This window comes from Niveispirillum sp. KHB5.9, from assembly GCF_048066115.1.
GTDB lineage: Bacteria > Pseudomonadota > Alphaproteobacteria > Azospirillales > Azospirillaceae > Niveispirillum.
Window position 1 is genome coordinate 85,176 of the sequence record NZ_JBLTYX010000023.1, and the last position, 12,964, is coordinate 98,139.

16 protein-coding genes are annotated in these 12,964 nt (G+C 65.3%); 7 read left to right on the forward strand and 9 right to left on the reverse strand.

All coding sequences use genetic code 11. From position 1 onward, the window contains the following. Nucleotides 1-72: 72 nt before the first annotated feature. Together rpsO and ACM9HJ_RS26500 are read right to left on the reverse strand one after the other, a co-directional pair. Complete coding sequence (gene rpsO, locus ACM9HJ_RS26495) at nt 73-342, reverse strand: 30S ribosomal protein S15 (protein WP_416574797.1); 270 nt, start codon at nt 340-342, stop codon at nt 73-75. 238 nt (nt 343-580) lie between these two features. Continuing rightward, complete coding sequence (locus ACM9HJ_RS26500; protein ID WP_416574798.1) at nt 581-1,033, reverse strand: DUF1178 family protein; 453 nt, start codon at nt 1,031-1,033, stop codon at nt 581-583. 143 nt (nt 1,034-1,176) lie between these two features. On the opposite strand from ACM9HJ_RS26500, the gene ACM9HJ_RS26505 reads away from it, so the two are divergent. Next, the gene (locus ACM9HJ_RS26505) at nt 1,177-1,764 is read left to right on the forward strand and encodes a class I SAM-dependent methyltransferase (RefSeq protein WP_416574799.1); all 588 of its coding nucleotides are present in this window, start codon (nt 1,177-1,179) and stop codon (nt 1,762-1,764) included. A gap of 3 nt (nt 1,765-1,767) precedes the next feature. Here the strand turns inward: ACM9HJ_RS26505 and ACM9HJ_RS26510 are convergent, their stop codons facing one another. Further along, the gene (locus ACM9HJ_RS26510; RefSeq protein ID WP_416574800.1) at nt 1,768-2,118 is read right to left on the reverse strand and encodes a tRNA-binding protein; all 351 of its coding nucleotides are present in this window, start codon (nt 2,116-2,118) and stop codon (nt 1,768-1,770) included. A gap of 72 nt (nt 2,119-2,190) precedes the next feature. Then, entirely contained in the window at nt 2,191-3,180 is a 990-nt protein-coding gene (locus ACM9HJ_RS26515) for a 2-hydroxyacid dehydrogenase (protein ID WP_416574801.1), read from the reverse strand. A gap of 211 nt (nt 3,181-3,391) precedes the next feature. On the opposite strand from ACM9HJ_RS26515, the gene ACM9HJ_RS26520 reads away from it, so the two are divergent. Then, the gene (locus ACM9HJ_RS26520; protein ID WP_416574802.1) at nt 3,392-3,940 is read left to right on the forward strand and encodes an SH3 domain-containing protein; all 549 of its coding nucleotides are present in this window, start codon (nt 3,392-3,394) and stop codon (nt 3,938-3,940) included. A 43-nt stretch (nt 3,941-3,983) separates the two neighbouring features. On the opposite strand, the gene ACM9HJ_RS26525 is transcribed toward ACM9HJ_RS26520, so the two are convergent. Then, the gene (locus ACM9HJ_RS26525; protein WP_416574803.1) at nt 3,984-4,586 is read right to left on the reverse strand and encodes an outer membrane beta-barrel protein; all 603 of its coding nucleotides are present in this window, start codon (nt 4,584-4,586) and stop codon (nt 3,984-3,986) included. 380 nt (nt 4,587-4,966) lie between these two features. Here ACM9HJ_RS26525 and ACM9HJ_RS26530 point away from each other — a divergent pair, with 380 nt between their 5' ends. Both ACM9HJ_RS26530 and ACM9HJ_RS26535 read left to right on the forward strand, forming a co-directional pair. After that, entirely contained in the window at nt 4,967-5,287 is a 321-nt protein-coding gene (locus ACM9HJ_RS26530) for a hypothetical protein (RefSeq protein ID WP_416574804.1), read from the forward strand. A gap of 76 nt (nt 5,288-5,363) precedes the next feature. Next, on the forward strand, nt 5,364-6,611 hold the full coding sequence (locus ACM9HJ_RS26535) for a glutathionylspermidine synthase family protein (RefSeq protein ID WP_416574805.1): 1,248 nt from the start codon (nt 5,364-5,366) through the stop codon (nt 6,609-6,611). Nucleotides 6,612-6,740: 129 nt separating this feature from the next. Here the strand turns inward: ACM9HJ_RS26535 and ACM9HJ_RS26540 are convergent, their stop codons facing one another. From ACM9HJ_RS26540 to ACM9HJ_RS26550, 3 genes are all read right to left on the reverse strand, one after another. Then, complete coding sequence (locus ACM9HJ_RS26540) at nt 6,741-7,190, reverse strand: (deoxy)nucleoside triphosphate pyrophosphohydrolase (protein WP_416574806.1); 450 nt, start codon at nt 7,188-7,190, stop codon at nt 6,741-6,743. Further along, nucleotides 7,187-8,431 carry a bifunctional glutamate N-acetyltransferase/amino-acid acetyltransferase ArgJ gene (argJ, locus tag ACM9HJ_RS26545; protein WP_416574807.1) on the reverse strand — a complete coding sequence of 415 codons (1,245 nt, stop codon included), beginning with the start codon at nt 8,429-8,431 and terminating at the stop codon, nt 7,187-7,189. Before argJ ends, ACM9HJ_RS26540 begins: the two co-directional genes overlap by 4 nt. A 118-nt stretch (nt 8,432-8,549) precedes the next feature. Continuing rightward, entirely contained in the window at nt 8,550-8,903 is a 354-nt protein-coding gene (locus ACM9HJ_RS26550) for a hypothetical protein (RefSeq protein WP_416574808.1), read from the reverse strand. 164 nt (nt 8,904-9,067) lie between these two features. Between ACM9HJ_RS26550 and ACM9HJ_RS26555 the strand changes: the two genes are divergently transcribed. Beyond that, nucleotides 9,068-9,946, forward strand: a complete 879-nt coding sequence (locus tag ACM9HJ_RS26555) for a sugar phosphate isomerase/epimerase family protein (RefSeq protein WP_416574809.1) — start codon at nt 9,068-9,070, stop codon at nt 9,944-9,946. Nucleotides 9,947-9,987: 41 nt separating this feature from the next. Here the strand turns inward: ACM9HJ_RS26555 and ACM9HJ_RS26560 are convergent, their stop codons facing one another. Continuing rightward, nucleotides 9,988-10,827, reverse strand: coding sequence for an isopenicillin N synthase family dioxygenase (locus tag ACM9HJ_RS26560; RefSeq protein ID WP_416574810.1), 840 nt, complete (start codon nt 10,825-10,827; stop codon nt 9,988-9,990). 153 nt (nt 10,828-10,980) lie between these two features. Between ACM9HJ_RS26560 and ACM9HJ_RS26565 the strand changes: the two genes are divergently transcribed. Further along, nucleotides 10,981-12,051, forward strand: a complete 1,071-nt coding sequence (locus tag ACM9HJ_RS26565) for a patatin-like phospholipase family protein (protein ID WP_416574811.1) — start codon at nt 10,981-10,983, stop codon at nt 12,049-12,051. Between the two features lie 268 nt (nt 12,052-12,319). Then, nucleotides 12,320-12,778 (forward strand): spore coat protein U domain-containing protein, encoded by a 459-nt coding sequence (locus ACM9HJ_RS26570; RefSeq protein ID WP_416574812.1) that lies wholly within the window; start codon nt 12,320-12,322, stop codon nt 12,776-12,778. Nucleotides 12,779-12,964: the final 186 nt, after the last annotated feature.

Consider the following 12,964-nt stretch of genomic DNA (forward strand, 5'->3'; position numbering starts at 1 on the left):
GGGCGGAATGTCACGGGGATGGTCACCCTGTCGATGGGGTTGGGGCTAAGACCGCTCGCGGCCGGCCACGCCTTAGCGGCGCAGGCCCAGGCGCTGGATCAGGCTCTCATAGCGAGCCTTGTCCTTGCCCTTGGTGTAATCCAGCAGACGGCGGCGCTGACCGACCATCACCAGCAGACCACGACGGGAATGGAAATCCTTCGAGTGGCTCTTCAGGTGTTCGGTCAGGTTGTTGATGCGCTCGGTCAGGATGGCGACCTGCACTTCGGGCGAACCGGTATCGCCTTCCTTGGTCTTGTACTCTTCGATCAGCGCGGTCTTGCGCTCAGCCGTGATCGACATCGGATGTCTCCATGGTGATATGTTGAGGAAAGCGCGCCCGACGCCGAAGCGCCCTATCGACCGGTTCCGGTGATCCGGAATGGGTACGCGCCCACAAACCTCGCGGGGCCGGGCCGGGATGTCGTCCAGCACGGTCCCGCGCGGGCGGGCGTCGATATGTCGGGGGTTGATGCGCCAAAGCCGGGGCCGGGTCAAGCGGAAAGCTTGGATTTCCGCGGCCTTTGCGGCATGGCAGACCCTAATTGCCGGTGGGCACCCACGGGATGCGCGCGATGGGTACCCCCTCCTCGCGCAATGCCTCGGCCTGCTCCACCGAGGTCTCGCCATAGATGGCGCGGCCTTCCGCCTCGCCATAATGGATCTTGCGGGCCTCCTCGGCGAACTGTTCGCCGACATAGTCGGCATTCTTCTCCACCTGGCTGCGCAATTCGCGCAACTGGCGCATGATCTCCCCCTGGGCTTCCTGGGCGGCATCGGGAACGGCAGGGGGCGCGGCGGACGCCTCCTCCCGGTCGCGGCTGCGCCCGCCCTTGGCGATGGCAGGCGCCATCGGGGCCTTGTCCACCTTGGCGTCGCCACACATGGGACAGGTGATGGCGTGCGAAGCCGCCTGCGCCTCGTACGCGGCGCCGTTGCGGAACCAGCCTTCGAACCGGTGGCCCTGGCTGCATTTCAGGTCGAACAGGATCATGGGACGGACAATGGATGTTGATGACAGATAGATGGCGCGCCGCGCCGTTCCCCGCAAGCCCGTTGCCCGTGCAGGGTGCCATGTCGGTGAAGCGCGGACCATCAAGGTTTGCATGGCGGGGTGATCGCCCTATGATCTGCCGCATGAGCCATGCCCTGCCATTCGCCCCGCCCTCGCCCTGGATCGCCCGCTTCGCGCCGCTGGTGCGTGCCGGGTCGTCACTGCTGGATGTGGCCTGCGGCGGCGGCCGGCATCTGCGCCATTTCCTGGACAAGGGGGTGCTGGTCACGGGGGTGGATATCGACCTGCGCGGGGTGGTCGATCTGGAGGGGCGGCCGCGTGTCACGCTGCTTCAGGCCGACCTGGAGGGGGCGGGAGGATGGCCCGCCGCCCTTGCCGGGTTCGATGCCATTGTGGTCACCAACTATCTGCACCGCCCGCTGCTGCCGGCCCTGGTCGGTGCGCTGAAGCCGGGCGGGTTGCTGCTCTATGAGACCTTCGCCAATGGCAACCAGCGCCATGGCCGCCCCTCCAGCCCCGCCTTCCTGCTGCGGGAGGGGGAGTTGCTGCGGCTGGCCATCGAACAGGGGATGAAGGTGGTGGCGTTCGAGCAGGGGGAGGTATCCACCCCCAAGGCCGCCATCGTGCAGCGGCTGGTGGCGGTGAAGCCGGCCGGCCCGGCGCCGGATCTAGGGGGCGATCCGGAGCCGACGCCGTTGCCGGTGGGGTGAAAGTCAGTACATCCGCCCGCCATTGGGCACCGGCTGGTCCGGCGACAGCAGAACGACCTCACCGTCGGCACTGGGCACGCCCAGCACCAACACTTCGGAGATGAACTTGCCGATCTGGCGGGGCGGGAAATTCACCACACCCATCACCTGCCGCCCCACCAGCGTCTCGGGCTGGTAATAGGCGGTGATCTGCGCGGATGAGCGGCGAATGCCGATGGGATCGCCGAAATCCACCCACAGCTTGATGGCGGGCTTGCGTGCCTCCGGATAGGGCTCCGCCTTCACGATGGTGCCGGCACGGATATCGGCCTTCTGGAAATCATCATAACTGATGCTGGGGGCGGGGTCCGCCATGATGCGTCGGCTCCGGTTCTGGCCTCGAACAAGGCCAGTATGTTGCGGCGCAGCAGGGCTGTGAAGACCATATCAAAACATCATCTCAAGCACCCGGTCGCGCGGTTGGTGGCCATCCACGAAGGTCTTGATGTTGACGATCACCTTTTCGCCCATGTCGATGCGGCCTTCCAGCGTGGCGGACGCCATGTGCGGCAGCAGCACGACATTGTCCAGCTTCAGCAGCTTGGGATCGACATTGGGCTCGTCCTCATACACGTCCAGGCCGGCGGCGCCGATTTCCCGGCGCTGGAGCATGCGGGCCAGCGTCGCCTCGTCCACCACTTGGCCACGACTGATATTGACCAGGATGGCGGTGGGTTTCAGCAGGGCCAGGCGCCGCGCGTTCAGCAGGTGATATGTCGCCGGCGTGCGCGGGCAGGTGATGGCGACGATATCCATGCGCGCCAGCATCTGGTCCAGGCTTTCCCAATAGGCCGCATCCAGTTCCGTTTCCACCTCCGGATGGACGGTCTTGCGGTTATGGTAATGGATGGACAGGCCGAAGGCCTTGGCGCGCCGGGCCAGCGCCTGGCCGATGCGGCCCATGCCGATGATGCCCAGCCGCTTGCCGGCCAGCCGCGATCCCAGCATGACGGTGGGGGCCCAGCCCGTCCATTGGCCCGAGCGCACCAGCCGCTCGCCTTCCGACAGGCGGCGTGCGGTGGCCAGGATCAGGGCCATGGTCATGTCGGCCGTATCCTCCGTCAGCACGCCGGGCGTGTTGGTGACCAGGATGCCCTTGGCGCGCGCCACGCGCAGGTCGATATGGTCGACGCCATTGCCGAAATTGGCGATCAGCTTCAGCTGCGGGCCGGCCTGGTTCAACAAGGCCTCATCCACGACGTCGGTGACGGTGGGGACCAGGATGTCGGCGGTCTTCACCGCCTCTTCCAGCTCCGCCCGGCTCATCGGGTGGTCGTCCAGGTTCAGGCGCGTGTTGAACAGCTCCATCATCCTGGTCTCGATGGCGTCCGGAAGCTTGCGCGTGACGATGACCAGGGGCTTCTTGCGTTCGGCCATTTCCCCATCCTCCCGTGGCGTGATCGGCCCATAGCAGTACAAGCGCCGGCCTGCCTTGTCCATGATGCCGGCAGGGCGACGGTCACGGGGGACCAATGGTCGCTGATGCTTGACCTGCCCGTCCGGGGTACGGCACAAAGGGGCGTTAACGAATGGGCGCCGGGCAGAAGCCGGGGCGCCAGCCACGAGGCCCCTGTTGCTGCGATCCCGGATGAAGAAGGTAAGCAAGGCTGTGAGGGCGGGCGGTTCCCGCCTGCTGCTGGCCGGCTTGCTGGCCACGGGCCTGCTGCATGGCGCCGCCGGGGGGCAGGAGACAGACCCGCGTTCCGACATGATCGTGCGCAGCGGCCTGCCCGTGCCGCGTTTCGTGTCGCTGCGGTCGGGCGAGGTGAATGTCCGCACCGGTCCCGGCCGGTCCTACCCGATCGAATGGGTGTTCGTGCGGCCCGGCATGCCGGTGGAGATCACGGCGGAATTCGATACCTGGCGGCGCATCCGCGATGTGGAGGGCACGCAGGGCTGGGTGCACCAGTCCATGCTGTCCGGCCGCCGCACCCTGGTGATTTCGGGCGAGCTGCGCACGGTGCGCGAACGGCCCAGCGCTTCGGCCGCCGCCGTGGCCCAGGCCGAACCCGGCGTCATGGGACGGCTGGTCTCCTGCAAGGGCCCCTGGTGCGAGGTGGAGATCCAGGGCTTCCACGGCTGGCTGGAACGCGGTGACTTCTGGGGCATCTACCCCAACGAGGAAGTCGAGGATTAGAAAACGGCCCCCCCGCGAACGGAGGGGCCGTAAACCACTCTCTTCAGAAGCTGGCGCGAGCGGTCAGCTTGACGATATGGCTGCTGACATTGTCCGCACCGTTGCCCTTGGAATTGATCCAGAGATAACGGTAGCCCGGCGCGATGGTCAGCCCTTCCCAGACGACCATGTTCAGCCCGGCTTCGGCGAAGGCCGCGGCATGCGCACCCTCATCGATCAGCAGCAGGTCGCTGTCGCTCTTCAGGTCGGCGATACCGCCACCGATGCCGACATAGGGCTGATAGGTCCGGGTGACGGGAATGTCGTAATAGGCGCCGGCCAGGGCCGTCCAGACGGTCAGGTCGCCATTGGCCTGGAAACCCGGCACCGTGGAAATGGCGGCCATATTGCCCGTCACATCGGCCAGACGACCGAACCCGCCCTCTAGTTCGAACCGGTAATCGTCGATCCGGTAACCGGCGGCGATGGACGCGTTGTACTTCTTCTCCGTCTCACCCTTCGCCGTCTTCCAGATGGCGGAATGGCTGAAATCATTGCCCATATAGGCACCGACGGAGGAGGCGACATAGGCACCATACTCGGCGCGGGCGGCGCCGACGGCGGTGAACAGCATGGCGGCGACCGCCAGCAGATATTTGGTCTTCACGAGATTATTCCCTGCAGCTTTTACGTGATCGCCCCTGCCGGCAGAAATAAGCGCTTCCGCCGGTCAGCGGAAGAGGGTGCGGCAACAGGTGTGAGGCGCATAATTGCCTTGCCTGCCGTGATTAAACATCCGGCGGGGTGATTATTTCTTAGGCAAAGGCGAAATGCATAGAATGTCGGATAATTTTATGATCATGAATTGAGGTGCCGGAGTAAAAAATATACCGATTTGTTACAGTTTTTAGCGCATAGCCTGCGCTGGTTGCGTTGCACAAAAGTAAAGACTCAATCTGTTGATTCCTACTGTGCATGTGTCATCGTCAATACACGGAGAAACCGAAAATCCTGCTGCGTTGCGGCATCAGAAGATGGAGACCGCGTATGCCGACCCTGACCCGTTCCGCCCTGCTGGCGGCCACCCTGACCCTGCTTCCTCTGCCGGTCTTCGCCGCTTGCAGCATCAACACCGCCCCTTCCGTGCCCGACGGCGCCGTCGCGGCCGCTGCGGAAATGACCGAGGCGCAGGGAGCGGTGAAGGCCTATATCGTGGAGACGCAGGAATATCTTTCCTGCCTGGAAGCGGAGGCCAAGGGCAATTTCACCCCGGAAATGACCGCCCGCTACAACGAGGCCACCAGCCGCATGAGCAGCCTGGCCATGCAGCTGAATGCGCAGTTGCGCAGCTTCAAGAGCCGGGGATAGTCTCTCCGCTCGTTCAGGTGCCGGGTGCCCCGAAAGCCACTCTACCTGGTCCGTCCTTTTCCAGGCAGGGTTCGTCATGAATCGCCAATCGCTTCGTCCCCGTCCCGATTGGCGGGCCCGGATGGAGGCACTGGGCTTCGACTTCCACACCATCCCCACGCAGGAGGACCCGAGCGGTCTCTATTGGGATGAAAGTGCCTGCTGGGTGTTTTCCGAGCAGGAGATCGACCTGCTGGACGATGCGGCGACGGAACTGCACCGCCTGTGTCTGGCGGCCGCGGGCCGTATCGTCGATGAACGGCTCTACCCGCTGCTGAACATACCGGATTTCGCCGTCCCGGCGATCGAAGCCTCCTGGCAGCGTCACAAGGCCGGGAAGGAATTCTCCCTCTATGGCCGTTTCGACCTGGCCTATGGCGGGCCGGGCCATGGCGACGGCAGCCCCAAGCTGCTGGAATACAACGCCGATACGCCCACCGGCCTCTATGAGGCGTCGGTGGCGCAATGGGCTTGGCTGGAGGAAGTCTTCCCCGAGGGCGACCAGTTCAATTCCATCCATGAAGGGCTGGTAGAGCAATGGCGCGCCCTGGCCGGCGGCGGCGGGACCCTGCACCTGACCTGCGCCATGCCGCATGCGGAGGATGAGGGCACGCTGCGCTATCTCCAGGACACGGCGATCGAGGCCGGGCTGGCCACGAAATCCATCGCGCTGTCCGATATCGGCTGGACCGTGGAGGAAGATGACCGCGACCGCCGCGGCTTCTTCACCGACCTGGAGGAACAGGAGATCCACAGCCTGTTCAAGCTGACACCCTGGGAATGGATGGTGGCGGACGAATTCGGCGGCAAACTGCTGGACCTGTCGCGCAGAGACGCTTTGCGGGTCGTGGAGCCGGCCTGGAAGATGCTGCTGTCCAACAAGGGGCTGCTGGCCGTGCTGTGGGAGATGTATCCCGGCCATCCCAACCTGGTGGAGGCGCATTTCGATCGCAGCCGCTTCGCACCCGGCACCCGGGTCGCGGCCAAGCCCCTGCTGGGCCGGGAAGGGGCGGGCATTAGCATCGCCACCCTGGGCGAGGGCGGCAGGGCCGAGCGGGTGGAGATGCAGGTGGCCGGCCCATACGGCGCCGAAGGCTATGTCTACCAGGCCTGGTCGCCCGTGGCATCGGCCCGCGCGCCGGATGCGGCCGGGCGGATGGCCGATCACCACGCCGTCATCGGCGCCTGGATGGTGGGGAACACGTGCCGCGGGATCGGCATCCGCGAGGACAGCACCGCCGTGACCCGCGACACCTCCCGTTTCGTGCCGCACCGGTTTGAGTGATACCAGCGGTCATAATTCGTGACCGTTGGTACGGCGGCGACTGCCGCCGCGCCCAAGCCCACGGATGTGGGCGCCGGCGATTGAGGGGTGGGAAAGATTGGCCGAAGGTCAATATTTCCCGCCGCTGGATCACAGCAGATCGCGCAGGATCGGGATCAGCGGGATATCGGCTGGCGGCATCGGATAATCGCCCATGCGCACGGGCTTCACCCAGGCCAGTTGCTGGCCTTCCAGCGGGGTCGGCGTGCCCTTCCAGACGCGCGCGGCATAGACCGGCATCAGCAGATGGAAGTCATCATAGCTATGGCTGGCGAAGGCGATGGGGGCGAGGCAGCTTTCCGCCATATCGATCCCCAGTTCCTCCTTCAGTTCCCGCACCAATGCGGCTTCCGGCGTCTCGCCCGCATCGACCTTGCCGCCGGGGAATTCCCACAGGCCGGCCATGGACTTGCCGGGCGGGCGCTGGGCCAGGAGGACGCGGCCATCGGCATCGACCAGGGCCACGGCCGCGACCAGGACGGTGCGGACCGGCCCTTTACGGGCCGGTTCCTGCCAGCAGGGCGTCTCTTCCCCGCTCACGACCGGTAGCTGCCATTGATGTCGATATAGCCGTGGGTCAGATCACAGGTCCAGACCGTGGCCGACCCGGAACCCAGGCCGATATCGACCTCGAACAGGATTTCCTGGCCCTTCATGTGGGCGACGACCGGCGTCTCGTCATAGCCCGGGACCTCCATCCCGTTGGCGCAGATCTGGACGCCACCCGCAGAGATCACCAGCAGGTCGCGGTCGGCGCGTTCGCCCGCGCGACCGACAGCCGCCACGATGCGGCCCCAGTTGGCATCCTCACCGGCCACGGCGGTCTTCACCAGAGGTGAATTGGCGATGGTCAGGGCGATACGCTTGGCGGCGGCATCGCTGTCGGCCCCCGTCACGCGCACTTCTACGAACTTGGTCGCCCCCTCGCCATCGCGCACGATCTGCTTGGCCAGGTCCAGGCAGACCGCATCCAGGGCCTTGGCGAAGGCGGCCAGGCGCGGATCGCCGGTCCCCTCGATCACCGCATGCGCCGCCTTGCGGGTGGCGCACAGGACCAGCGTATCCGACGTGGAGGTATCGCCATCGACGGTGATGGAATTGAAGCTGCGGTCGGTGGCCGACGACAGAGCCGCCTGCAAGGGGGCATGGGCGATATTGGCGTCGGTGAAGACATAGGCCAGCATCGTCGCCATGTCGGGCGCGATCATGCCGCTGCCCTTGGCGAAGCCGGCGACGGTGACGGTGACCCCGTCGATGGTGACGGTGGCGGACGCACCCTTGGGGAACGTGTCGGTGGTCATGATGGCGCGCGCCGCCACCTCCCACGCCTCACCCTCCGCCGGGGCCAGCTTGGTGAAGGCTTCGGGCAGCGAGCGGGATATCAGGTCGGCCGGCATGGGCTGACCGATGACGCCGGTGGATGCCGGGAACACTTCCGACGGCTTGCAGCCGACCAGGGCCACGGTGGCATCGACGGTGGCCTGCACGAACGCCTCACCCGCCTTGCCGGTGAAGGCATTGGAATTACCGGCATTGACCACCAGGGCGCGCACGGAACCGCCGGCCAGATTGGCGCGGCACAGATGCACCGGTGCCGAAGCCGTCAGCGACCGGGTCAGCACGGCGGCCACGCTGGAACCCTCATCCAGCACCGCCACCATCACGTCGTTGCGCGGCGTCTTGTATCGGATACCGGCGCGGTGGCCGGCCAGACGCACGCCCGCGACGGGCGGCAGCGACGGGAAGGAGGCGGGGGCGAGCGGGGAAACGGCGGTCGCCATGGGGCGGGCTCCGGTTGGCAAGGGATTGTTCCCGCGCATCAAGCCGATGCGGAGCCACCGGGTCAAGTGCAGCTTCGATGACAAACGCCGTGATCAGGATGAGGAAGGAGGCGGGCTGTCACGCCACCGCCCCCTCCCCCAACTCGCGCATCCGCCAATGCGCGGGCCCGGCCGCCACCTCCGCACCCAGGGCGGGGCGGGGCGCCATGCGGCGGAAGCGGGTATGCTGCTGGTCGGCGGGCCGGTCGACGATGCGCAGCACCGAGGTGCCGACCTCCCCACAGCCCTGGCAGGTGAAGGACCGGCTGAATTCCGCCACGGGCCAGTGATGCCCGTGCCGGCGCAGCAGCAGGTCGGTGCGCCATACGCACTCCTCCCCGCAGCAGACGCAATGCATCTCGAAATCATGGCCGCGGAAATTCGCCAGGCCAACATTGCCCGTCAGGGCGCTGTGTCGGATTGCCGGTTTCATCACACGCTCCTCGCTCGATCAATGTTCCCTTCTTGTTCTCATATAAAATGTTCTTATTTTGTTCTCAAGCAGAATTTTCGCCCCTTGCACGCAAGCCCCTGATGCGGTGATAAGCGAAGGGGAATCTGACAACGCTATCAGAACAGCGGATCACGGGAGGAAACATGCGCGGGAACTGGATGCGCGGCATGGCGGGGGCGCTGGCCCTGCTGCTGGGGACGGCCACCGGGGCCTGGGGCGGGGCCAACCCGCCCGTGCCGGATGCGAACATCGCGGTGCAGCTTTTCAGCCTGCACAAGGATCTGGCCCGGGATGCGGCCGGCACGCTGAAGGCGCTGCGGGCCAGCGGGGTGACCCAGGTGGAGGCGTTCAACACGCTGGGCCGGTCTCCAGCTGATTTCAAGGTGCTGCTGGATCAAGCCGGCCTAACGGCATCGGGCACCCATGTCTCGCTGAAGGACCTGCGTGAGAATGTGCCGGGCATCATCGAAACGGCGAAGATCGTCGGCTACCGCTATGTCGGCGTGGCTTGGCTGAAGCCGCAGGGGGCTGCTGCCAATCAGGGAATCGGCCCGGCCGAGGTGGATGCCACCATCGCCGCCTACAAGGCCGCCTGCCCGGCACTGAAGGCCGCCGGTCTGCGGGTCATGTACCATCTGCACGGGTACGAGTTCGCCGCCGATGGCAAGGGTACGCTGCTGGACCGGCTGCTGGCGGGGCTGGACCCGGCCTGCGTCGAATTGCAGATGGATGTGTTCTGGGTGCTGAAGGCCGGGGTCGATCCCGTCGCCCTGCTGGACAGGCTGGGCGGGCGGGTCAAGCTGCTGCATGTCAAGGACATGGCGCCGGGCGCCTCGTCGGGGGAGTTCACTGGGTCGGCCAAGCCCGGCGATTTCGCACCCATCGGCAGCGGCAGCGTCGATTGGACCGCCCTGTTGGCGGCCGCGCGCAAGGCCGGTGTGGACTGGTATGTGCTGGAGGACGAATCGCCGACGCCGATGGCGCATCTGGCGACGTCGCTGGCCTGGCTGCAGGGGAAGTGACGGGAAACCGGGGACGGTGCTGCCGTCCCCGGCCGGTTCCCTTACTTCTTCAGCCCGATCTCGCGCAGGCGCTGGTCCAGGAATTCACCCGCCGTCAGTTCGGCCGACAGGCGCACATCAGGGCGGGGGTGCAGGAACATCGGCATGGAATAGCGCGGCACATTATGTTCGGGCGGCGGGTTCACCACCCGGTGCGGCGTGGCCGGGATGAAATTGTTCGACGCCAGCTTCAGCATGTCGCCGCCATTGACGGCGATCATGCCGGCATCGCACGGCACATCGTACCAGGTGCCGGCCGTGTCCTGGGCCTGCAGCCCCGGCTCGCTGCCCGTCACCAGCAGGGTGATCAGGTTGATATCCTCGTGCGCGGCGGCGCGCACGGCGCCCGGCTCGTACCCCTCGCCCACGGGCGGGTAATGCAGGACGCGGAACAGGGTGCTGGTCGACCCGTCCATCATGCTGGGCAGCGGCTCGTAAAAGGCGTCGCGTACATTGGCCGGCACATTGTCCTGGATCCAGGCCAGCAGGGTGGAACCCATGGACAGTAGGTCGGCATACATGCGGTCCGTGGCCTCCTTCACCTGCGGCGGCAGGCGGCGGTTCGGATAGACATGGTAGAATTCCTTCAGGTCCTTGAGCGCACTGCCCTTGGCATTTTCCGACTTGAAGGGGAAGAAGCCGTCCTGGATTTCCGGATCGAACGTGTAGTCGAACTTGCCGTCCCAGGCGAAGAAGCCGGACCAGACCTTGTACAGTTCCTTGATCAGGCCGGTATCGATGGGATGGTTGCGCAGCACGGCGAAGCCCGTCTCGTGCATGGAACGCACGAATTGCTGGGCGGCGTCGGGGGCCTGGAAATCCACGGTGGCGATGTTGAACATGGGGCTTGCCTTCAAGGCTGGCGGTTCTTGTGTATGGTTTGACCTTCTATCATCACGCCCGGCGCCGTTCCGTCAATAGCCGGCCCCTTGCCGGGCACCCGGCCGCCCCCTATGGTGCGGTGCGATACACCCTTTGGAAACGGCTGCATCCCCATGAGTGCCAAGCCCCTGCGTTTCCTGGCCGGTCCGGAGGCCATGGCCCGCATCCGCCGCGACGGGCTGCATGAGGATCTGTTCGACGTGGTGGCGGGCGCCAGCGGCGGGGCCAAATGGCTGGCCCTGACCCGGCTGGATCAGGCGATGTCCGCCCGCTGGTTCCGCCACCGCGAACGCCCGCTGCATATGGTCGGCAGTTCCATCGGCACCTGGCGTTTCGCCTGTCTGGCCCAGCCCGACCCGGCTGCCGCCGCCAAGCGGTTCGAAACCGCCTATCTGGATTATGCGGTGGAAAGCCCGGTCAGCATGGCGGAACTGACCGAACATTGCCGGGAATTCCTGCGCCTGATCTTCAGGGAGGATGGGATCGGCCATGTCCTGACCCATCCTTTCATGCGCCAGTCGATCCTGGCCGTGCGCGGGCGGGGACCGATGGGGCCGCGCGCCGGCAGGCTGGGGCTGGGCCTGGGGCTGGGAGCCGCCGGCATCGCCAATCTGGCCAGCCGGCGCAGTCTGCCGCTGTTCTTCGAACGCACCGTCCTGCATGACGGGCGCGATGCGCCGCCCTTCGACCTGTCGGCCGAATTCCCCACCCAGGCCGTGGCCCTGACGGCGGGCAATCTGGTGCCGGCGCTGCTGGCCTCCTCCGCCGTGCCCTTCGTCTTTGAAGGGGTGGTCGATCCGGAAGGGGCGCGACCCGGCCTCTATATGGATGGCGGGATCATGGATTATCACCTGGATATGGGCTTCACCCCGCCCGGCCTGGTGCTCTATCCGCATTTCTCCCACCGCGTCGTGCCGGGCTGGTTCGACAAGGCCCTGCCCTGGCGCCGCGCACGCGCCGGCAGCCTGTCGCGCATGCTGGTACTCTGCCCGTCGGTGGAATTCGCCCGGGCCCTGCCCTTCGGCAAAATCCCCGATCGTGGTGATTTCAAACGTATGGACACCAAGACCCGCCAGAAATACTGGCGCACGGCGGTGGCTGAAACCGACAGGCTGGCCGACTACTGGCTGGAAGCGATGGAGAAGGACCGGATTCCCGATCTGCTGGAGCCACTCATTCCTTGATCCGTCACTTGGATCATCACCTTCTAACCTTTCGGTTAGGTTGTAGAAAGACCAAAATTATCATTGCATAATGCAATATAAATTGCATATTTCAACAAAAATGCCGTGATTTTGCATTATGCAATATGTCAACTGGACGTAAACACTCCTATCGCAGGCGCGGAATCCCTCAACTTCCAGGCTCATCCCGCACTTGGCATCCTCAGTGCACTCCTCCGTTCGTACGAAGGCGGCAACGCCTCACCATAACGAACCGGCAGATCACACCATGACCAAGTTCTTCGCCAAGACCGCCGCCGCCCTGGCCGTCATCGCCATCGCCGCTCCCGCCATGGCCCAGAACGCTTCCGGCACCATCCAGCTGAAGGGCACCGTTGCGCTGTCCTGCACCATCGCCGTCCAGGATCTGGGCCAGTCGCTGGCCCTGAAGGCCGGGGAGACGAACAAGACCGTCGGCTCCGTCACCGAAACCTGCAATTCCGGCAACGGCTATAAGATCACCCTGGCGTCGGCGAATGCCGGCAAGCTGAAGTCGGGTAATTTCACCATCAACTATTCGGTCGCCTATGACAGCTTCTCCGGCGCCCTGACCAGTCAGGCCGTCGTCGACCGCGCCACCGCGCAGTTCGGCAAGAAGTCCGACCTGAAGGTCACCGTCGCGGCGTCCGACCAGTATATCGCCGGCGATTATGCCGACACCGTCACCGTGACCATCGCCGCCAAGTAAGCATCACCGGCGATTTCAGTCATCAAGCCCCGTCCGGGAAACCGGGTGGGGCTTTTGCATTTCCAGCCCCTGGAAGCCTCGACGCTTCAGCTGTCTCCTGCACGGAAACACACCATCGCACCCCATACTTGCCGCACCCTAACCTTCCGGTTAGGTTGTAGCGCGTGACGGTGGCTTCGTTGCGAT